The organism is Curtobacterium sp. MMLR14_010 (genome assembly GCF_001865015.1).
In the GTDB taxonomy this organism is placed as follows: Bacteria; Actinomycetota; Actinomycetes; order Actinomycetales; family Microbacteriaceae; genus Curtobacterium.
Genome location: NZ_MJGV01000057.1, coordinates 234,468 through 254,808 on the forward strand (window position 1 = coordinate 234,468; position 20,341 = coordinate 254,808).

21 protein-coding genes and 1 pseudogene are annotated in these 20,341 nt (G+C 71.6%); 4 read left to right on the top strand and 18 right to left on the bottom strand.

Features of this window, described 5'->3' with window-relative positions:
* Positions 1-241: 241 nt before the first annotated feature.
* Positions 242-919 carry a hypothetical protein gene (locus tag BIU98_RS13750; protein ID WP_071277006.1) on the bottom strand — a complete coding sequence of 226 codons (678 nt, stop codon included), beginning with the start codon at positions 917-919 and terminating at the stop codon, positions 242-244.
* A gap of 103 nt (positions 920-1,022) precedes the next feature.
* On the opposite strand from BIU98_RS13750, the gene BIU98_RS13755 reads away from it, so the two are divergent.
* Complete coding sequence (locus BIU98_RS13755) at positions 1,023-1,298, top strand: hypothetical protein (RefSeq protein ID WP_071277008.1); 276 nt, start codon at positions 1,023-1,025, stop codon at positions 1,296-1,298.
* A gap of 100 nt (positions 1,299-1,398) precedes the next feature.
* On the opposite strand, the gene BIU98_RS13760 is transcribed toward BIU98_RS13755, so the two are convergent.
* A complete protein-coding gene (locus BIU98_RS13760) occupies positions 1,399-2,676 on the bottom strand; it encodes an ABC transporter permease (RefSeq protein WP_071277010.1) in 1,278 nt (425 codons plus the stop codon).
* Positions 2,673-3,437, bottom strand: a complete 765-nt coding sequence (locus tag BIU98_RS13765) for an ABC transporter ATP-binding protein (protein WP_083393252.1) — start codon at positions 3,435-3,437, stop codon at positions 2,673-2,675. Before BIU98_RS13765 ends, BIU98_RS13760 begins: the two co-directional genes overlap by 4 nt.
* Positions 3,438-3,518: 81 nt before the next feature.
* Here BIU98_RS13765 and BIU98_RS13770 point away from each other — a divergent pair, with 81 nt between their 5' ends.
* A complete protein-coding gene (locus tag BIU98_RS13770; protein WP_071277014.1) occupies positions 3,519-4,148 on the top strand; it encodes a TetR/AcrR family transcriptional regulator in 630 nt (209 codons plus the stop codon).
* Positions 4,149-4,208: 60 nt separating this feature from the next.
* Here BIU98_RS13770 and BIU98_RS13775 read toward each other — a convergent pair whose 3' ends face one another.
* The 12 genes and pseudogenes from BIU98_RS13775 to BIU98_RS13830 form a co-directional block, all read right to left on the bottom strand.
* Positions 4,209-5,477: a sugar ABC transporter permease gene (locus BIU98_RS13775; protein ID WP_071277016.1), complete on the bottom strand. Its 1,269-nt coding sequence runs from the start codon at positions 5,475-5,477 to the stop codon at positions 4,209-4,211.
* The gene (locus BIU98_RS13780) at positions 5,474-6,238 is read right to left on the bottom strand and encodes an ATP-binding cassette domain-containing protein (protein ID WP_083393263.1); all 765 of its coding nucleotides are present in this window, start codon (positions 6,236-6,238) and stop codon (positions 5,474-5,476) included. Before BIU98_RS13780 ends, BIU98_RS13775 begins: the two co-directional genes overlap by 4 nt.
* Before the next feature lie 109 nt (positions 6,239-6,347).
* Positions 6,348-7,463, bottom strand: coding sequence for a sugar ABC transporter substrate-binding protein (locus tag BIU98_RS13785; protein ID WP_071277020.1), 1,116 nt, complete (start codon positions 7,461-7,463; stop codon positions 6,348-6,350).
* Positions 7,464-7,625: 162 nt separating this feature from the next.
* Positions 7,626-8,798, bottom strand: a complete 1,173-nt coding sequence (locus tag BIU98_RS13790) for an ROK family transcriptional regulator (protein WP_071277021.1) — start codon at positions 8,796-8,798, stop codon at positions 7,626-7,628.
* 27 nt (positions 8,799-8,825) lie between these two features.
* Entirely contained in the window at positions 8,826-9,830 is a 1,005-nt protein-coding gene (locus BIU98_RS13795) for a glycine betaine ABC transporter substrate-binding protein (protein ID WP_071277023.1), read from the bottom strand.
* Positions 9,827-10,600, bottom strand: coding sequence for an ABC transporter permease (locus BIU98_RS13800; protein ID WP_071277025.1), 774 nt, complete (start codon positions 10,598-10,600; stop codon positions 9,827-9,829). The genes BIU98_RS13795 and BIU98_RS13800 overlap by 4 nt, the downstream gene beginning before the upstream one ends.
* Entirely contained in the window at positions 10,593-11,864 is a 1,272-nt protein-coding gene (locus BIU98_RS13805; protein ID WP_071277027.1) for an ATP-binding cassette domain-containing protein, read from the bottom strand. Before BIU98_RS13805 ends, BIU98_RS13800 begins: the two co-directional genes overlap by 8 nt.
* On the bottom strand, positions 11,854-12,498 hold the full coding sequence (locus BIU98_RS13810) for an ABC transporter permease (RefSeq protein ID WP_071277029.1): 645 nt from the start codon (positions 12,496-12,498) through the stop codon (positions 11,854-11,856). Before BIU98_RS13810 ends, BIU98_RS13805 begins: the two co-directional genes overlap by 11 nt.
* 206 nt (positions 12,499-12,704) lie before the next feature.
* On the bottom strand, positions 12,705-13,454 hold the full coding sequence (locus BIU98_RS13815; protein ID WP_083393253.1) for a DinB family protein: 750 nt from the start codon (positions 13,452-13,454) through the stop codon (positions 12,705-12,707).
* Positions 13,451-14,062, bottom strand: coding sequence for a hypothetical protein (locus BIU98_RS13820; protein ID WP_071277031.1), 612 nt, complete (start codon positions 14,060-14,062; stop codon positions 13,451-13,453). The genes BIU98_RS13815 and BIU98_RS13820 overlap by 4 nt, the downstream gene beginning before the upstream one ends.
* Before the next feature lie 60 nt (positions 14,063-14,122).
* Positions 14,123-14,994 (bottom strand): annotated as a pseudogene (locus BIU98_RS13825) (aminoglycoside phosphotransferase family protein).
* 132 nt (positions 14,995-15,126) lie between these two features.
* The gene (locus BIU98_RS13830) at positions 15,127-15,786 is read right to left on the bottom strand and encodes a ScbR family autoregulator-binding transcription factor (RefSeq protein ID WP_071277033.1); all 660 of its coding nucleotides are present in this window, start codon (positions 15,784-15,786) and stop codon (positions 15,127-15,129) included.
* A gap of 98 nt (positions 15,787-15,884) precedes the next feature.
* Between BIU98_RS13830 and BIU98_RS13835 the strand changes: the two genes are divergently transcribed.
* A complete protein-coding gene (locus tag BIU98_RS13835) occupies positions 15,885-16,316 on the top strand; it encodes a hypothetical protein (RefSeq protein WP_071277035.1) in 432 nt (143 codons plus the stop codon).
* 70 nt (positions 16,317-16,386) lie between these two features.
* On the opposite strand, the gene BIU98_RS13840 is transcribed toward BIU98_RS13835, so the two are convergent.
* The 3 genes from BIU98_RS13840 to BIU98_RS13850 are packed head-to-tail and all read right to left on the bottom strand — an operon-like array spanning position 16,387 to position 19,417.
* Complete coding sequence (locus BIU98_RS13840; protein WP_071277037.1) at positions 16,387-17,547, bottom strand: GAF domain-containing protein; 1,161 nt, start codon at positions 17,545-17,547, stop codon at positions 16,387-16,389.
* A complete protein-coding gene (locus BIU98_RS13845; RefSeq protein WP_071277040.1) occupies positions 17,544-18,296 on the bottom strand; it encodes a ThuA domain-containing protein in 753 nt (250 codons plus the stop codon). The genes BIU98_RS13840 and BIU98_RS13845 overlap by 4 nt, the downstream gene beginning before the upstream one ends.
* Positions 18,293-19,417: a Gfo/Idh/MocA family protein gene (locus BIU98_RS13850; RefSeq protein WP_254787911.1), complete on the bottom strand. Its 1,125-nt coding sequence runs from the start codon at positions 19,415-19,417 to the stop codon at positions 18,293-18,295. Before BIU98_RS13850 ends, BIU98_RS13845 begins: the two co-directional genes overlap by 4 nt.
* Before the next feature lie 271 nt (positions 19,418-19,688).
* Between BIU98_RS13850 and BIU98_RS13855 the strand changes: the two genes are divergently transcribed.
* A complete protein-coding gene (locus BIU98_RS13855) occupies positions 19,689-20,147 on the top strand; it encodes a DUF3817 domain-containing protein (protein WP_071277042.1) in 459 nt (152 codons plus the stop codon).
* Positions 20,148-20,341 lie beyond the last annotated feature (194 nt).

The following is a 20,341-nucleotide window of genomic DNA, read 5'->3' on the forward strand; positions in this document are numbered from 1 at the left end:
TGGCTCGGTGGCTTCGGAGCCGGCGGGTCAGCTCACCTCGTGGGCGGTCCCGCACTCCCCTGGGAAAAGCAATTGCCCCAGGAGTCCGGCTGAGCCGAATGGTCCTGGGGCGTACGTCTCCAGACTACCGGAGCTCCTCGACGACCCGGCGGACGCGCGAGACTTGCTCTTGCCCTGCGACGTTCGTGTCCACTCGTGACGACGAATGCCAGCGTGACCAGGTGCTGCCGGAGCAGGCGGGTCAGCTGCGCGCGGTGTCGGCGTCCGACGCGTCCGAGCCCTCGTCGCCGGCGTCGGCGTCGTCGGGCTCGTCGGTGTCCTCCACGGAGTCGGGCCCCGAGCCGACGGGGTGCTCCGCGAGCAGCGCCGCGAAGTCCTCGTCGAGCATCTGCTGCACGCGGTCGTCCCGGCCGATCTCGTACCCCTCGGTCGGACGCTGCGCCCAACCGAGGCGCCCCACGACCGTCGTGCCGATGTCGTCCCAGGCGCGGGCCCGGGCGGCGAGGACGATGCGGTCGACGAAGCCCTTGTCGTCCCGACGCTGCTCGAGTATCGTGGCGAGCTGTTCGTAGGTGGCCTCCCGCGTGCGGAGCTTGAGGTCGTCGCCGCGGCGGTAGTCGTGCTGGTGCTTCGACCGGCCCTTCTGCTTCATCGCCTTCGAGCGGATCTCCCGCATGCGCTCGGCGTCGCCGCGCTGCTCGGTCGCCATGCGGAGGAGTTCCTCACGCGTGGCCTCGGCTGCGACGGCGTGGTCGAAGTAGCCGTTCTCGCGGAGGGACGTCGTGATGATCCGGTTCGCGACCGCGATGACGATGGCCGCGCGCGAGATGAGGAAGCCCTCGTCCACGGCCCGCTTCAGCTCGACCTGGCTGATGGGTCGCTCGGTCGAGGTCTTGCTGCGCCGTCCGAACAGAGCCATGCCCCGAACGATACCGGCGTCCGGTGTCCGTCAGCCCGCAGGTGGACCCGGATCACCGCCTGGAGGGACGACTCGCCTCGACCGCGTCCGTAGCGTCGTCGACATGCTCACCGCACCCGAACCCACCCGCACAGGACTCGGCACCGCGAGCCTGGTGCTGGGCATCTGCTCACTGCTCGCCGGGTGGACGTTCTTCGCCCCGATCGTCGGGCTCAGCCTGGGGATCGCCTCGCTCCGGAAGGAGCCGGCCGCCCGGGGCCGGGCGGGCTGGGGCGTCCTGCTCGCCGTCGTCGCCCTGGCGATCTGGGTCGTGCTGCTGGTGCTCGCCGTCGGCGCCCACACCTTCGCGCTCTGGCAGCGGACAGTCCACGGCTCCTGACTCCCGTGCCCCACGAGTCGCGCCCCGCCCCGGTCGTCGCGCCCCGGTGTGACGGGGCGCGATGACCGGAGCGGGGCGCGATGCCGACCGCCGCCGCGCGCTACTCGTACCGGAGCGCCTCGATCGGGTTCTGGCGGGCCGCGCGACGTGCCGGGAGCGTGCCGGCGAGGAACGCGATGAACATCACCACAAGGATGATCGTGATCACCGAGGACGGGGCGAACTGCAGGATCTGCAGACCAGGCAGGTCCTTGAGCAGGGTGCCGGCGAGCACGTTCGAGATCCCGGTGCCGAGGGCGATCGCCACGCCGGCACCGATCGCGCTGCCGAGGAAGCCGATGAACACGGCCTCGAGCGAGAACAGCGTGTAGACCTTCCCGCCGCCCATGCCCATGGCCTTCATCAGCCCGATCTCGCGGGTGCGCTCCTGCACGCTCATCAGCAGGGTGTTGATGATGCCGAACCCGGCGGCGATCAGCGCGATCACAGCGAAGGCGTTGAGCACGCCGACGATGCCGCTGATGACCGTCTGGAACTGGCCGAGCTGGTCCTGGATCGTCTGGCCCGTGTAGCCGTCGTCCGCCAGGGCCTTCTTCACGTCGGACACGTCAGCGCCCGACGACACCGTGGCCGAGGCGCTGGCGTACGAGGTCGCGATCGAGGAGGGCTTGCCGATCTCCTGCGCTGCCTGCATGGCGTCGGTGAGGGCCGTGTTCGCGCCGGCACCGCCGCCGAAGAGGGACTCGTTCTGCACGCCGACGACCGTGGCGGTGAGGGTGTGCTCCGTGCCCTGGTAGTCGTCGACCGCGAAGGTCAGGTCCTCGCCCACGGCGGCCTTCGCACTGCCGAGCCCGAGGTTCTCCAGGTAGTCGGTCGGCAGGATCACCTGGTTCGCCTTGGTGTCGTCGTCGAGCTGCTTCCCCGACGCCAGGTCGGCCTTGAGCTCCCCCGCGTTGGCGGTCAGCGTGACGACGTACTTGCCGTCGTCATCGTGCTCGGCGTACTTCGGGCTCAGCGCCACGGCCGGGCGGACGGTGCCGATGCCGTCGATGCCCTTGACCTTCTCGACGTCGGACGCCGACAGGAACCCGAACGACGCCGGACCCCGGTCGACGCTCTGGGTGGAGGCGTCCGGGTCGTACTTCGCCGGGCCGCTGTCCGTCGCGGACGAGTCGACGGCTTTCGTGACGGTCAGCGAGCCGGTGTCACCGATGGACGCGACCTGGGTGTCGATGTAGTTGCCGACGCCGGTCCCGATCGCCGAGGTCAGCGTGATCGTGAACGCGCCGATGAAGATCGCGATGACGGTCAGCGTGGTGCGGAGCTTCGAGCGGAAGGTGTTGCCGACCGCGGTCCGCAGGAGGTCGAGGAAGTTCATGCGGAGTGCCTTCCGTGCTGGTCGGAGGCGACCGAGGTGGTCGCATCGGCAGAGGCCCCGACGGCGACGGCGCGGTTGTCCGACCCGCCGACGATGAGCCCGTCGCGCACGTTCACGCTCCGGTCGCAGCGCGCGGCGAGCTCCTCGTCGTGGGTGACGACGACGAGCGTGATGCCCCGTTCGCGCTGCAGACCGAAGAGCAGGTCCTCGACGACCTGCCCGGTGTTCGTGTCGAGGTTGCCGGTCGGCTCGTCGGCGAAGATCACGCTCGGCTCCCCCACCAGTGCCCTGGCGATGACGACGCGCTGCTTCTGCCCGCCGGACAGGTCGTTAGCGTCGTTCTTGGCCTTGTCCGCCAGGTCGAGGGCGTCGAGGGCGGCCATCCCCCGGCGCTTCCGCTCGGCTCCGGAGACGCCGGCGATCTTCAGCGGCAGCACGACGTTGTCGAGCACCGAGGTCTTCGGCGTCAGGAAGAACTGCTGGAACACGAACCCGAAGGTGCTGTTCCTGGTGCGGTTCACGTCGCGGGCACTGAGCGTCGCCGCATCGGTGCCGTCGAGCAGCACCTGCCCGGTGGAGGGCTTGTCGAGCAGCGCCAGCAGGTGCATGAGCGTCGACTTGCCCGAACCGGACTTGCCGACGATCGCCAGGCTCTCACCCTGGTTCACCGCGAGCGACACCCCCTTGAGCGCGTCGAACCGCGACGAGCCGCGGCCGTAGGTCCTCGTGAGGTCTCGGACCTCGAGCACGGGAGTGGTCATGCGCCTGAGCGTAGTGGCCGATGCACGAGTGAAAGTTTGCATCTGCTGCAAACCACGTGACGTTCCGGTTACAGTCGACCCATGCCTGAGTCCGTCGCGCCACCCGCACTCGGTCTCCGCGACCGCAAGCGGATCGAGACGCGCCACCGGATCGCCGAGGCCGCGCGCTCGCTGGCCCTCGAGAACGACATCGACCACACCACGATCGAACAGGTCGCCGCGCGAGCCGACATCTCACCGCGCACCTTCTTCAACTACTTCGAGAGCAAGGAGGACGCGGTCCTCGGGCACACCGAGCTCGACCTGTCCCCCGAGGCGCTCGACGCCCACCTCCGCACCGTCGCGGGCGAACCCGCGGCGCAGGCCGTCGTGGACCTGGCGTTCCTGGTGTTCGGCGAGACGTTCGGTGACGAGCGCGAACGGCTCGCCCGCAAGGAGCTGATCGTGCGCTTCCCGCAGCTGATGCGCCGCCAGGTCAGCCGGATGACGACCGTGGCCGAGGCGATGACCGGCGCCGTCCGCACGGTCCTCGAACGCGACCCGGCCTGGGGCCCGGAGGCGGCGACCGCGCAGGCCGCCGAGATGCTGCTCGGCATGGTGATGACCGCGCTCCGCAGCGCGGCCCGGCACGAGGGCTCCGACCCGGACGAGGTCCGCAGCCGGGTGGTCGCGTTGATGCGCGACACCGCGGCCCGCATCGCAGCCGGCTGACAGACGGACGGGAGGCTCCCCACCGGTCCGGTGGGGAGCCTCCCGTCTGTCTGTGGCCGGTCAGGCGGCGCCGTGGCTGGCGCGGCTGCGTCGCGAGAGCGAGTCGATGATGACCGCGAGCAGGAGCACCGCGCCGGTGATCATGTAGCGGATCGACGAGTCGAGGCTGAGCAGCGTCAGGCCGTTCGAGATCGACTGGATCACGATGATGCCGAGCAGGGCCGACCACGCGCTGCCTCGGCCACCGAACAGGCTCGTGCCGCCGATGACCGCCGCGGCGATCGCGTTGAGGTTCGTGTCGCCGGCACCCGAGGACAGGCTCGCGGAGTTGAGGCGGGCCGCGGCCAGGATGCCGCCGATGGTGGCGAACAGCGACGTGAGCACGAAGACCGAGATGTAGATCCGGTTCACCCGGACGCCCGAGCGTCGTGCGGCCTCGACGTTGCCGCCGACCGCGAAGACCGAGCGGCCCCAGCGGGTGCGCTTCAGCACGAAGTTCATCAGCACGACGAGCACGATGAAGAACACGAACGACGTGCCCGTGCCGAAGTCGCGGGACAGGTACCAGACCATGACGCCGAGGCCGATGAACAGCGCGAGCGACTTGGCGATCGTCAGGGACATCGCGCCCGTGGACAGGCCGGCACGGCGTCGACGACCCGCACGGCGGACCTCGGTGACGAACAGGCCGCCGGCTGCGACTGCAGCGAGGAGGTACGCGAGCCACGGGGGCAGGTACGAGGCCGAGGCGAACTGCACGATCGGGGACGAGTACGGCAGGTTGATCGAGCCGTTCGGACCGAGGATCAGCAGCTGCAGGCCGAGGAAGCCGAGCAGACCCGCGAGCGTGATGACGAAGCTCGGGACGCCGAACCGGGTGAAGAGCAGACCGTAGAGCAGACCGGCGGCGGCGCCGACGGCGAGCGCCACGACGAGCACGAGCCACAGTGGCCAGCCGAGCGTCGTCAGCCCCTGGCCGAGGATCGCGGCCGAGAGCCCGCTGACGCTGCCCACGGAGAGGTCGATCTCGCCGAGGAGCAGGACCAGCACGATGCCGATCGCGATCGTGCCGACCGCCGCGCACTGCAGCGCGAGGTTGACCAGGTTGCCGGGCGACAGGAAGTCCGGCGACAGGGCCTGGAACACCGCCCAGATCACCACGAGGCCGACGACCACGGGCAGGGACCCGATGTCGCCGCCGCGGACCCGGCGGACGAAGGCCTTGGCGGCACCGCCGATCCCCTGGTCGCGGAGCAGCCGCTCGTCCTGCAGGTCGGCCGCTGACGGGGTGGGCGTCGCGGCGGTCAGGGTCTCGTCGGCCTTGCTCATGCGGTGGTCTCCTGCTCGGTCCTGGCGGCGGCGCGACGGGTGACGGCGTTGTCGGTCGCGCCGGTGATGGCCGCGATGATCTCCTCGTAGGAGACGTCGTCGATGCGGAACGTGCCGTTGTTCCGGCCGAGGCGGAGGACCGCGACCCGGTCGGCGACGGCCTGCACGTCCGCGAGGTTGTGGCTGATGAGCACGACGCCGAGGCCGCGCTCGCGGAGGCGCTCGACGAGGTTGAGCACCTCGGCGGTCTGCGCGACCCCGAGTGCGGCGGTCGGCTCGTCGAGGACGACCACCTGCGGGTCGCCGATGAGCGACCGGGCGATGGCGACCGTCTGGCGTTGACCGCCGGAGAGGGAGGCGATCGGGATGCGCACGGACGGGATCCGCGCGGCGAGCTGCTGCAGGAGCTCCCACGAGCGGCGTTCCATCTCCTCCTCGTCGAGGAAGGGGTGGCTGATCTCGCGGCCGAGGAACAGGTTCGACACGACGTCGAGGTTGTCCGCGAGCGCGAGGTCCTGGAAGACGGTGGCGATGCCGAGCGACTGGGCGGCCGCCGGGTTCGGCACGGTGACCTCCTCGCCGTTGAAGGTGATCGTGCCGCCGTCGGGCGTGTAGACCCCGGCGAGGATCTTCACGAACGTGGACTTGCCGGCGCCGTTGTCGCCGACGATGGCGATCACCTCGCCCGCGTGCACGTCGAAGTCGATGTCGCTGAGGGCCTGGACGGCGCCGAACCGCTTCGTGATCCCACGGAGGGACATCACCGGCTCGGAGGTGGGGTGTGCTGCTGGGGACTCGTTGCTCACGGGGTCGTCCTCGATCGGTGGGGCCCGCCCGGTCCGTGTGGGGACCGGGCGGGCGGTTGTCGGACTACTTGATGCCGGCGGTGGAGCAGGCGGCGGCGTACTGCGACGTGCAGACCTGCTTCGTCGTGTACAGACCGTCCTTGATCACGGTGTCCTGGACGTTGTCCGTCGTGACGGCCACCGGGTCCAGCAGGGTCGACGGCACACTGTCGCCCTTGGCGGTCTTCGCGGTCGAGTCACCCTTCGGCGTCTCGCCCTTGGCGAACTGGATGGCCAGGTCGGCGGCCTGCGAGGCCTCGGGCTTGAACGCCTTGTAGACGGTCATGTACTGCTCACCGGAGAGGATCCGCTGGATGCCCGCGAGCGACGCGTCCTGACCGGTGACCGGGGGCAGCGTCTTCACGCCGCTCGACTTCAGCGCCGCGATCACACCGCCGCCGGTGTCGTCGTTCGCCGCGTACACGCCGGTGATCTTGTCGGCGCCGAGCTTGCTGATCTGCCCGGAGGCCCAGTCCTGCGCCTTGGCGGGGTCCCAGCCGGGGGTGTCGTACTCGGCGAGCACCTTGTAGTCGCTCTTGTCGATGACCGAGTGCGCGCCCTTCTTGAACTGCGAGGCGTTGTTGTCGGTCGGCGAGCCGTTGACCATGATGATCCCCGAGCCGGCCGGCACCTTCTTGGCCTTGAGCGCGTCGACGAGGGCCTGCCCCTGGAGCTGTCCGACCTTCTCGTTGTCGAACGAGATGTAGTAGCTCAGGTCCGGGCTGTCGATGAGCCGGTCGTAGGAGATGACCGGGACCTTCTTCGCCTTGGCCTGCTGGACGATGGACGCTGCCGCCTCGCCGTCGAACGGGTCGAGGACCAGGACCTTGACGCCCTGCGTGAGCATCGACTGGGCCTGCTGCAGCTGCTTCGACGCGTCACCGTCGGCGTTGGCGTAGACGACCGAGCAGCCGCTGCACTGCTTCTTGATCTCGGCGGTGAAGAGCGGACGGTCGGCGCTGGCGTAGCGGGCGGTGACCGAGTCGGGCAGGAGCAGGCCGATCTTGGCCTTCGAGGCGTCGCCGCCGCCGCTGCCGGACCCCGTCCCGGCGCCGGCCCCGTTCGAGCAGCCCGCCAGGGTGGTGATCGCGATCAGGAGCGCGCCGACGCCGAGCATGGCGCGTGTGGTGGATTTCTTCATTGAAACGTCCTCCGACAGGTGGACCGCCCACGTTGGCGGTGCCCTGAGTGTGCCAGCGGGCGTTCTTGGCTGCAAGAGTTGAACGCAAGGGCTGCGGGCCGTGACGAAATCGTTATCGAAGGCGGCTCGTCGCCGGGCTCGGGCGGATCGCGCGGTCAGGCGTCACCGGGCTCGGGTGACGTCCACCGCCTCGATCGCCACGGCGAGGGCCCCGGTCACGGCGGCCTTCTCGCCGAGCTGCCCCTGCACGACGTCCGGGGTGCCGTCCGCGTCGACGATGAGCATCGACTCGAGGGCGTGCCGCATCGGGCCGAGCAGCAACTCCCCGGCACGGGCGAACTCCCCCGTGACGACGACCCGCTCGGGGTCCAGCACGTTGCAGAGCCCGACCGCCGCGGTGCCGATCGCGCGACCCGCGTCCGCCACGGCGCGGATGCACGCCGGGTCGCCGGACATCGCCCGGAGGATCAGGTCGGTCAGCTTGAGCGTGCCCACCTCGTCTCGGACGGACTCGAGCACCGCGGGGGCGCCGGCCACGGCCTCCAGGCAGCCACGGTTCCCACACCGGCAGATCGGTCCGTGCGGCACGACGGGCGTGTGCCCGAACTCGCCCGCGACGCCGTGGTGCCCCCGGAACAGCCGGCCGTCGAGCACCAGCCCGGCGCCGATGCCGTTGCCGACGTCGAGCGTGACGACGGTGCTCCGGCCACGCCCTGCACCGCTGCGGTGCTCCGCGAGGGCCGACAGCGTGGCGGCGTTGTCGAGCTGCACGGGCTTGCCGACCCGCTCGCCGAGCGACGTCCCGATCGCGATGCCGTCCCACCCGCGCAGGATCCCGCCGCGTGCGGTCATCCCCGTGCGCTTGTCGATCGGTGCGGCCACGGCGAGCCCGACCGACAGGACCTCCTGCATGGACGAGTCCACCGACTCGGCCATGTCCATCACGAGCAGGGCGGCCTTGTCGAGCTCGGCGTCGGCACGGTGGTCCCGGGCCAGGGGCATGTGCCGCTCGGCGAGCACGGCGCCGTTGAGGTCGGACAGGGCCACGCGGAGGTGCCGCGGTGCGACGTGCACCCCTGCGACGAGCCCGAGTCCGTGCGGCAGCGTCACGCGGAGGGCCCGACGTCCGCTCGACGTGCTCGGGGTGGCGTGCAGGGCCCCGGTCGCGACGAGCTCCTTGACGATGTTCGACACCGTGGCCGGCGAGAGCCCGGTCGCACCGGCCAGCTCGACCTGGGTCAGTCCCCCGTGGCGCTTGACGGCCTCGACCACCCGCCCCCGGTTGGCTTCACGCAGTGAAGCTTGGCTGCCCGGACTCCGGCGTGGTTCTGACACGGGGACAGCGTAACCGGGGGCGTCCGGCTACTTCGTGATGAAGCCTTCCTTCACCATCCAGTCGTAGGCGGCGTCGACCGGCTCGCGGCCCTCGACGTCGACCTGACGGTTCAGCTCCTGCAGCACCGCGTCGGTGAGCTTCGGGGAGATCTGGTCGTAGATGCCCTCGAGTTGCGGGTACCGCTTCAGCGTCGCGCTGTCGAGCACCGGCGCGACGTTGTACGCGGGGAAGAACCCCTCGTCGTCCTCGAGCACCTGCAGGCCGAGCGACTTGATGCGGCCGTCGGTGGTGAAGACCTCGCCGAAGTTGCACGTCCCGCGGTCGGTCGCCGTGTAGACGGTGCCGGTGTCGAGGATGTCGACGTTGCCCTTCGGGATCGCACCGTCGCCGGAGCCACCGAGCTGCATGCCGTACTTCGCGAGCATCGGCTTGAAGCCGTCCGCGCGCGAGTTGAACTCGGACTCGACGCAGAACGTCCGGTCCTCGGCGGGCAGCTTCGCGATGTCCGAGAGCTTCGTGATGCCGCCGAGGTCCTCGACCGCCTCCTTGCGCACCGCGAAGGCGTAGGTGTTGTTCATCGGCGCGGGCGGCAACCAGGTGAGGCCGTTGCCGGCGTCCTCCTTCCTCACCGCCTGGTACTGCTCCTGCTTGTCCGGGATGCCCTCCTTGTGGCCCATGTAGGTCAGCCACGCGGTGCCGGTGTACTCGTACGTCATGTCGGCGTCGTGCCCGGTCATGAGCTGCCGCACGGCGACGCTGCCCGGGACGTTCGTCTCGTCGGTCACGTCGAACCCGGCGGCCTTCGCGGCGAGCACGGCGATCTTGCCGAGCACGAGCTGCTCGGTGAAGTTCTTCGCCGTGACGGTGATGTGGGCATCCTCGGGCAGGTCGGCGATCCGCTTGATGGTGCCGGGCTCGGCAGCGGGGACGAACGAGGTCGCCGGCTGCAGGCCACAGCCGGTCAGGGCCAGGGCGGCGGCACCGGCGACGAGGGTCGCGGCGACGCGACGGGTGCGCTTCGTGCGGGTCATCGGAGTCCCTTCGGTCGTGCGAACGTCTCGACGATGCGGCCGAGCCAGTCGATGGACAGGGCCAGCAGTGCGATGAGGAGCGCACCGGCGACCAGCACCTTGGGCAGGAACAGGTTCACGCCCGTGGTGATGAGCAGCCCGAGGCCACCGGCGCCGATGAACGTCGCGAGGGCGGCGGACCCGACCAGGAGCACCAGGGCGGTGCGGATGCCCGCGAGCATCACGGGCACGGCCAGCGGCAGTTCGACCTTGAGCAGGACGGAGAACGCGCTCATGCCCATGCCACGACCGGCCTCGACGGTGCGCTGGTCGACGCTCTCGATGCCGATGATGGTGTTCCGGAGCACGGGCAGGATCGCGTAGAGGACGAGCGCGATGACGGCCGCCCAGAACGAGAAGCCGAGCCAGAACGCCAGCAGCACGACGAGCCCGACCGCGGGTGCGGCCTGCCCGAAGTTCGCCACGGCGAGGATGAACCCGCTCGCCCGACGGAGGGGACCGCGGGTCAGGACGATGCCGAGCGGGATGCCGACGACGAGCACAATGGCGGTCGACACGATGGTCAGCATCAGGTGCTGCCACGTCAGTGCGAGCAGGTCGGCCGGGTTCAGCGTCGTCCGCTCGGTGTCGGTGAGGTCCGCGGTGGCGAGCCAGATCGCGAACGCGGCGAGCACGACCAGGATCGCGACGGGCTGGATGACCAGGGCCTTCCAGGACGTCGCGTGCCCGCCGGACTTCGTCGTGGCGGGGTCGACGACGACGTCAGTCATCGGTGCCCCCGGTCGTCGAGGCCTGCACCGGTGACTTCGGCAGGGTCTCGATCGGGTTCGTGTTCGTCCCGACCGGCGTGTACGCCTGCTCCTCGGCCGCGGCGGCCCGCGAGCGGGTGATCGCCTCCATGACCGTCTCGACGGTGATCACGCCGCGGAAGGCGTCACGGCCGGCGGTGACGAGGGCGGCACCGGCGCTGGAGACGAGCATGGTGTCGAGCGCGTCGTTGAGCGTCGCGGCCTCGCCGACGACGGGCAGGTTCGGCTCGATGCCCTCGGGGATGCGCTCCAGGCGCTCGAGCTGGCGGCGCGACGGCCACCCGATCGGGCGCTGCCGGCGGTCGACGACGACGGCGTGCCCGTGGCCACCGGCCTCGCGCATCCGCTGCAGGACGGCCTTGGCCTCTTCGCCGGGGGAGCAGGTCACGGCGTCGACGACCTCGACGTCGCGGACCCGGTTCAGCGTGAGCTGCTTGAGCCCGGCACCCGAGCCGATGAAGTTCTCGACGAACTCGTTCGCCGGTTCGGCGAGGATGCGCTCCGGGCTGTCGTACTGCACGATGTGCGCGCCCTCGGAGAAGATCACGATCCAGTCGCCGAGCTTCACGGCCTCGTCGAAGTCGTGCGTGACGATGACGATCGTCTTGTGCAGCTCCTCCTGGATCCGGATGAGCTCGTCCTGCAGTCGCGCCCGGGTGATCGGGTCGACGGCGCCGAAGGGCTCGTCCATGAGGAGCACGGGCGGGTCTGCGGCGAGCGCGCGGGCGACGCCGACGCGCTGCTGCTGGCCGCCGGAGAGCTCGCGGGGGTAGCGGTCGCGGTAGGTGTCGGGGTCGAGCGACACCAGCTCGAGGAGCTCGTCGACGCGGGCCGCGATCTTCGCCTTGGACCAGCCGAGCATCTTCGGCACGATCGCGATGTTCGCCGCGACCGTCATGTGCGGGAAGAGTCCGCCTGCCTGGATCACGTAGCCCATGCGGCGTCGCAGCTCGTCGCCGTCGATCGAGGTGACGTCGTCGTCGCCGACCACGATGCGGCCCTCGGTGGGCTCGATGAGCCGGTTGATCATCTTCAGCGTGGTCGTCTTGCCGCAGCCGGACGGGCCGACGAGCATGACGATCTTGCCGGCCGGGATCTCGAGCGTGATGCCGTCGACGGCGGGCTTGGCCTGACCCGGGTACCGCTTGGTGACGGTGTCGAGCAGGATGCTGCGGCCCGTGACGTCCCCGTCGGGGGCGGTGAGGGTGGCGTTGTCAGTGGACACGGATACCTCGCGAGGTGGTCAGGCGGCCGAGGCCGAGGAGCAGGAGGTCGAGGACGAGGGCGAGCAGGACGACGCCCACCACACCCACCACGACGGAGTTGAGGGAGTTGGCGCCGCCGAGGCGGGACAGCCCGGAGAAGATGAAGCCGCCGAGACCCGGGCCGAGGGCGTAGGCGGCCACCGCGGCGACGCCCATCACCATCTGGGCGGAGACCCGGACACCGGTCAGGATGATCGGCCACGCCATGGGGAGCTCGACCTGCACCAGCGTGCGGAAGCGGCTCATCCCGATGCCGCGTGCCGACTCGACGACGGCGGGGGAGATCTCGGAGAGCCCGACGACCGCGTTGCGGAGGATCGGCAGGGCGGCGAAGAACGTGACGGTGACGACGGACGGCACGACGCCGAACCCGAGCGGCACGAGCAGCAGCCCGATCACGGCGAACGACGGCAGGGTCAGCCCGATGGTCGACAGCTCGTTCGCCGCCGACCGGAAGCGGGGGATGCGGTAGACGAGTGCGGCGAGCACCACGGCGATGACGGTGGCGAGCACGACGCACTGGACGACCAGTGAGAAGTGCTGCCACGAGGCGAACCAGATCTGGTCCCACCGCTCCACGACGTACTGGAACACGGAGTCGGTCCCTTCCCGGTCGGCAGTCCGACCCGCGGATCGGGGCACGAACGCGGCCAAACGTAGCCAAGGCGTCCGCGATCTGTACAACCGTGGAACCGCTTGCCGTCAGGAACCTGCGTGACCGCGCAGCCGGAAAACCCTGGTCAGACGGGGTGGGCACCGGCGACCCTGGGAGAACGGTAACGATCCCCCCGTGCGGTCGGCTACAGCCCCGCGCTCCGCAGTCCGGCCCGCTCGGCGATGTCGGCGAGGTGGTCGCGCCAGTCCCGCCACTCGTCAGCCGTCTTGTCCGCCAGGTTGCCGTCGCCGTCCCCGGCCAGGCCGTCGAGCATCTCGCGCACGATGTCGGCGTGGCCAGCATGCCGAGCGGTCTCGTACGCCATGTGCACGAGGATCCGGTGCAGCGTCACCTCGCGGACCTCCTCGGGCCACCACGGCACCACCCCGCGGGCGTCGAGGTCGAGCGCCTCGATGGTGGCGTCGGCGTGCGCGGCGCTGGCCTCGTGGAACGCGACGACGTCGGCGGTCGTCTCGTCGAGGCTGGCGTACATGTCGGTGCCGTCCTCGGCCGTGACCCAGGCCGGCGGATCGGGGAAGGGCCGGTCGAACACCGACCCGAGGTACTCCACCTGCACCGAGGCCACGTGCTTGACGAGCCCGAGCACGTTCGTGCCCGTCGGGGTGACCGGCCACCGCGCCTGCCGTTCCGCGAGCCCGTCGAGCTTGCCGACCAGCGCGGCCCGGTGCTTCTGCAGGTACCGGTGCAGCGTCGCCTTCACCTGGGCCTGGTCCGTCACGGGCGCCCGGCCCTCGTCGCTGAGCCGGGACGTGCCGACCGACGCCAGCGACGACGACGCCGCCGCGCTCCGGACGTCAGGGACGTCAGGGACGTCAGGGACGTCAGCGACGCCCGGGACGTCGGCGGCCGGGGTGCTGGCGGGGGAGTCGGTCATGCGGTCGATCGTGCCACCGCTCGTGCCCGGACGCGCTCCGACTCGGCCACGGCGACGCGTTCGGCCGTGAGCAACAGCGACGCGACGTCGGTGGCGCTGCGCGCCGGCTGGTCGTTCCAGCTCGTCAGGTCGCGGACCCGGCCCATCCGGACGTCCGGCGCCGGGCACCAGAGCACCGGGGTGCCCTCGGCGGAGGCGAGGGCGTGCCACACGACGTCGAGCGCGCGCTGCACCGGCTGGGCGTGCACCGCGTGCGGCCCGCCCGCCGCGGAGACGACGGCGCCGACCAGGCAGGCACCGACGAGGGGCCGGCCGACGACGTCCATCGCCGCAGCGCTGGAGGCCGTGCGGGTGCGCCCGGACTCGTCCACGTACGCGAACCAGGCGTGCTGGATCCAGCCGTGTTCGACGACACCCCGGGCGTCGGAGAGCAGTCGTCCGAGGTCGCCGAGCTCGGCGATCTCGGTGGCGTCACGACGGGCCCTGGCGGCGTCCCGACGGAGGGCGATCCGGTCGAGGATGCCGCGCAGCCCGGGGCGGGCGGGCGCGGACGAGGAGGGAGCGGCGTCGGTGGCGACGTCGTGCTGGACGCGGAACTCGAGGGTCATCAGGCCCCTCCGATTCTTCACGTGCACGGATGGTGTGGAGCGACGATAACGCCGTTCTGCTCAGTCGTCGAGGGTCGCGTCGATCCCGCGGCGTCCGACGGTCCGGAACGCGCGATCGTCACTGGTCCACAGGGCCGAGGCGATGGACACGGCCCAGCCACGTGCCCTGGTCCAGGTGGCGTCGTCGGCCGCCACCTGCGCGCGGAAGGTGCGCCGGCCCTCCCGGTCGAAGGTCAGCCAGGCCGTGGCCAGGTCGACGGCGGGGTCCCCTGCGGTCACGTCGCCGAAGTCGACGACCGCCGACAGGCGGTCGCCGTCCGGTCCACGCTCCACCAGCACGTTGAACGGGTGCAGGTCGCCGTGCACCCAGACGGGAGGCCCGGGGTCGGCAGCGCCGCTGCGGTCCGCCAGAGCGCGGCCAGCTCACGGGCACGGGGTACGTCCGCGGTCGCCAGCCGGTCGAGCACCGCCTCGCTCCGCGTGGCGAGCGGGACCGCACGGAACGGGTTCGCCGGGGCGTCCGACGGCGCGGGCACGTGGAGCAGGCCGACGAAGGCGGCGAGCGCCCGGGCGACGGACGGTCCGGCCGCGCGGTCGCCGACCACCTCGCCGGGGAGCCACCGGACGACGCTCCACGACCACGGGTAGCCGAGCGCCGGGCGACCCAGGCGGACGGGGGCCGGTACCGGGACGACGGGGGCGACCCGGCGGGCGATCTCCGGCAGCCACCGCTGTTCGTGCTCGACGAGCCGGGCTGCGGCCGTCCGCCGGGGGAGTCGGACCGCCAGGTCGTCACCGAGCCGCACGACCACGTTGTCCCAGCCGTTCGCGACGATGCGCAGCGGCCGGTCCGCCAGGTGCGGGTGCTGGTCGGCGAGCAGCGACCGGACGAGCGACTCGTCGACGTCGACCTCGGCGGCGGGGGTGGGCATCGCGACAGGGTAGCTGGCACCGGTCCCCGCGAACGGGGGAGTTCAGCGCGGATCAGACTCTTGCTACCTTCACAGAGTCGGAGACGTGGGTGTCACTGGGGGGACTCGTGTACCGGACGGCCGGTCGTGGTGTCAGGGGGCCACGGTCGGCGCGATGATCCCGACGAGCCGCGGGATCTCGGGGCGGACGCGGTCCGTGACGATCGCTGCGAGCAGCACCGTCCAGAGCTCGCGGAGCCGCTCGAACAGGTCGCGGCGGCCGGCGAGGACGTCGGAGACGGTCTGCACGCCCGTGTACGCGGGGATCACCACGCGTCCGAGCAGGTCCGGGTCCCAGGTGTCCTGCACCTGCCCGTCGGCGATGCCCTCGCGCACCAGGTCCGACGTGACGGACATCCAGTCGGTGTACGGCGCCGCGCGGGCGACGTCGGCGGTGGCGGCCTCGGTCGAGAGCCGGATGCCTGCGCTCACCATCACCTCGGACACCATCTGCGTCGCGAGCCCCTGGGACATCCACATCAGCGTCTCGAGGGGCGACGAGGCCTTCGCGAACGCGGCCTCGCCGTAGCGCCGGGAGATCGCGTGCTGTTCGGCGATGACGGCCCCGGCCAGGTCGGCCTTCGACGCGAAGTGGAAGTACAGCGCGCCCTTGGTGACACCGGCTCGTTCGGCGACGGCGTCCATCGAGGTGCCGACGTAGCCGCGGTCGTCGAACTCGTGGGCGGCAGCGGCGACGACCGCGGCCCGGGTGTCCCCTGCCCGCTGCTGCCGTGACCGGCCGTCCTGCGCCATGCGTCCAGCGTACCGAGGCCCACCGGCACGTCCGTACGGCGACACCTGTCGGGGAGGTCCCCGGCAACCGTCAGGACACGTGCCCTACGGTTCCGGGCATGGACGGATGGCGGAACCCCGCGCGCTGGGCCCGGACGGGGCGGTGGCTGCTCGTGCCCACCGCCGTGCTCGACTGGTTCGCGCTCGTGCCGCAGAGCGTGTTCGTGGTGGCGTTCCTCGTGGCGGTCGCCGGGCTCGTCGGCATCGCCGCGGCGCTCGTCGTGCGCATGCTCCGCGGCAGCCTCGGGGCGATGGCGGCGCTCGGCGTGGTGATGCTCCTCGGTGGGCTCGTCGTGCTGGCGCTCGACCCGTTCCCCGGCACCTTCCCGCTCATCGACTCCTGGTGGCCGGACGCCGTCACGCAGCCGCAGCACGTGGGGAGCGCGTACTGGCGGCTCGCCGGGCTCGGCGTCGAGCTGTGCGGGTTCGGGCTGCTGGCGACGCTGCTCGTCGTCGCGCTGACGCGGCCCAGCCGGTCGTCGTCGCGCTGACGCGGGCTGGTCGTCCGGCGTCGGGCTGGCGCGGGCTGGTCGTCCGGCGTCGCGCTGACGCGGGCTCGGCTCAGCGGCGGGTGAGCACCGCGACGCTGACGTCCGCGCCGGGAGCGGTCGTCAGCAGCGCCCGGACGCGGTCACCGAAGGCCGCCCCGTCCGGCTCGGCCGCCGCCAGGGCCACCACGGCGTCGACGTCCGGCGTCCCCGCGAGGCCGAACAGCCCCTCGGAGAACACCACGAGCCGGTCGCCCGGGTCGAGCACCAGGGTGCCCGTCGACCGTCGCTCCGACGGCGCGTGCAGGCCGAGCGGCAGGTCGAGGGACCGCAGCACGTCGTGGCCGCCGTCGGCGTGCAGGTGCACGGCGAGGCCGTGCCCGGCGTCCACGTGCTCGACGTGACCCGACGTCGGGTCGAGCCGCGCGTGGAAGAGGGAGACGACGGCACCCGCAGCGTCCAGGTCGGCGGCGACCTGGGCCTCCAGACCGGGGCCACCGTCACGGATGGAGCGGTCGGCGCGTGCGACGAGCGCTCCGCGGACGGTCGCGGCCAGCAGGCCGGCGGCTCGGCCGGCCGCGGAGACCGACCCGATCGTCAGGTGGAGTGCACCGTCGTCGGCCACGCGCCAGTCGGCGACGTCACCGCCGTGCTCGTTCCGGGCGGTGACGACGTCGAAGTCGTAGCCGGGCACGGACACGGGCTCGGGGACGAGCCCGTCGAGGGTCTTCCGGACGCGGTCGACGTCGATGGCCTGGCCGAGCTCGCGCTCGGCCCACCGGGCCAGGTCCTGCAGCAGGGCGAGGTCCTCGGGGGACAGCTCCCGCGGCCGCGGGTCCATGATGCAGAGCGTGCCGACGGGGGTGCCGTCCGGCATGGTCAGCGGGGCGCCGGCGTAGAAGCGGATGCCCGGCTCACCGGTGACCGCCGGCAGCGAGCTGAAACGCGGGTCCAGCGTCGCATCGGGCACCACCACCGGCTCGCCCTGCATCACGGTCGTGGAGCAGAAGACCATGCTCGCGGGGACGCAGCCGCCCTGCTCCCAGCCCTGCGTGGACTGGGCCGTCACGAGGTCGTGGTGGACGAGGTTGAGGAAGCTCAGCGGCACGCCGAAGGCCTGCTGCGTCATGCGGGTGATGCGGTCGAACCGCTCCTCCGGGCCGCTGCCGAGGACGGCGAGCGCCTCGACGACGGCGTCCCGGTGGTCGGCGCCCTGATCCGTGGTGGTGGTCACCCGTCCTGTCTACCCGCACCGCCGCTCAGGAACCAGTCCCGCGGGTGGGGGTCGGCGGTCAGGTCACGGCGTTCCGTGGTCGGGGTCGCCCAGCCGGCGGCGTTCGCGAGGACCCGCTGGATGTCCGGGTGGTGGTACACGGGGTACTCCTGGTCGCCGGGCGAGAAGTAGAAGACCCGTCCGCGGCCGCGACGGTAGGCGACGCCCGAGCGGAACACCTCGCCGCCGGCGAAGGTCGACAGGAAGACCTCCTCGTCGGGGCGGGGGATGTCGAAGTACTCGCCGTACATCTCCTGGCGGTCGATGACGATCGGGTGCGGGACGCCCTCGGCGATCGGGTGCTCGGGCGCGGTCGTCCAGACGAGTTCGCGCTCCCCGTCGTTGCGCCACTTCAGGGAGCAGGTCGTGCCCATCAGGCGGGTGAACGGCTTGGAGTAGTGCCCGGAGTGCAGCACCACGAGGCCCATGCCGGCGTGCACGGCCCGCACGACGCGGTCGACGACCTCGTCCGCCACCTGGTCGTGGGCGACGTGGCCCCACCAGAACAGGACGTCCGTCGACGCCAGGCGCTCCGCGCTGAGGCCGTGCTCGGGCTCCTGGAGGGTGGCCGTCGTGACGTCGGCCTCGGGGTGGTGGGCGCGCAGGGCGTCCGCGACGACGGTGTGGATGCCGTCGGGGTAGTGGCCGAGGACGACGGCGTCCCCGCGGCTCTCGTGCACGTTCTCGTTCCAGACGACGATGTTCGTCATGCCGGTACCTCCATCTCGTGTCCGGCAGCCGCCGACGCGTAGATCGCGTCGACGACACGGCTCCGGTGCAGTGCGAACTCCCCGTGGTGGCCGTCGTGCAGGCCGCTGCGGATCGTCGCGATGAACTCCTCGATGACCCGCTGGTGGTGCCCGGACGGCACCTGCACGGCGGGACGGGTGACCGTCGGGACGCCCTGCTCGTCGGAGTACAGCGTCACGGTGCCCTCGGTCGCGTAGTCGCGGACGAACAGCCGCGCGCCGCCGGTCGACCCGAGGAGCTCCACCTCGATGTCCTCGGCGTCCTTCGAGTACGACGCCCAGCTCGCCTGCAGCAGCAGACTGGCCCCGGTGTCGAAGCGCAGCAGGGCGCTGGCGAAGTCCTCGACGTCGAACGGACGGTCGGTCGTCGCGGACACCGGCGTGTGCTCGCTGCCACCACGACCGGCGCGGCCGAGCTCGTTGTAGGTGACAGCGCTCGCCGTGACGACCCGCGGCTCACCCATCAGGTGCAGCGCGATGTCCAGCACGTGGGAGCCGAGGTCGATGAGCGGACCACCACCGGCCGTCTCCTTGTTCGCGAACCAGCTCCGGATGCCGGGGATGCCCGCTCTCCGGAGCCAGCTGGCCCGGGCGTGGTAGACGCTGCCGAGCGGGTTCTCGCCGCCGTCGTTCTGCAGGTGGGCCGCCAGGAACTGCACGTCCGCACGACGTCGGTGGTTGTAGGCCACCTCGAGCACGCGGTCGTTCCGCAGGGCGGCGTCGACCATCTCCTGCGCCTGGTCGCCGGTCGTCGCGAGGGGCTTCTCGCAGAAGACGTGCTTGCCGGACTCGAGCGCAGCGACCGCGATCGGGTGGTGCAGGGCGTTCGGGACGCCGATCGACACGACGTCGAGGTCGTCCCGCGCGACGAGGTCCTGCCAGTCCTCGTACGTGTGCGGCACGTGTCGGGTCTCGGCGAGCTCGGCCAACCGCGCGGTCTCCTGCCCAGCGAGCGCCACCACCTCGACCCCCGGGAGCGCCGTGTAGGCATCGAGGTGCGTGGTCCCGGCGAACCCGAGGCCCACCACCCCGACGCGGAGCGTGCGTGCTGCGTCCGTGGTCGTGTTGGTCGTCATCGACATGCCGACGACGCTACCCGAGGCCGGGTCGAATCGTTCCGACCGGCGGCGCGGCGGGTCGTGCTGCGGGCGCTGTGGCGGGGTGTTTTGCGGGGTGCGGCGGGTCGTTCCGCGCGCAGGAGGTCGAATCGCGCGGAGGAGGTCATTCCTTCCGACCCCCCACGCGCGTTCTCGCTTCCCAGCGCGGGCGATGTGGGAAGGAACGCGCGGGGGCGGCCCTGCACGGGCGTCACTCACCCGGGGTTCCCACCCCCGGTCCGGGACGATGGAGGGCATGACGCCTCGATCCCTGTTCCGTGTCCTCGCGGTCGCCGAACTCGTGACCTGGACGATGCTCCTCGTGGGCATGCTGCTGAAGTACGCCGCCGGGCTGGGCGACCTGCCGGTGCGCATCGGCGGGAGCGTGCACGGCTTCGTGTTCCTCGCCTACCTCGTCGTCACGACGGTCGTCGCGGTGAACCAGCGGTGGCCGTTCGGCGCGACGCTGCTCGGGTGGGCCAGTGCGATCGTGCCGTACACGACGCTGCCGTTCGAGGTCGGCGTCGCCCGGCGCGGCATGCTCGACGGGCCCTGGCGTCGCTCCGCGTCCGAGGGTCGGCGCCCCGGCCCCCTCGACCGCCTGCTCTTCCTCGTAGTGGCGCACCCGTTCGTGGCCGCGCTGGTCGGGGTGGTCCTGGTGGCGGTCGTCTTCGCGGTGCTGCTGACGATCGGCCCGCCGGTCCCGTCCCGCTGACCCGCGCCGCCCGCGGGCCCGCCGCGGCTGCGCCACCTGCCGACTGGTCACGACACCCCGCTCACGTCCGCCGAGCGGTCAGGGAACGTCGCTCGGGCGTCCCCGAGACGACAGTTCGTGACCACTCGGCGGGGCGAGGTGGCGGACGTGCGGGCAGACGGACAGGAGGCCCGGTGCCAGCTGGCACCGGGCCT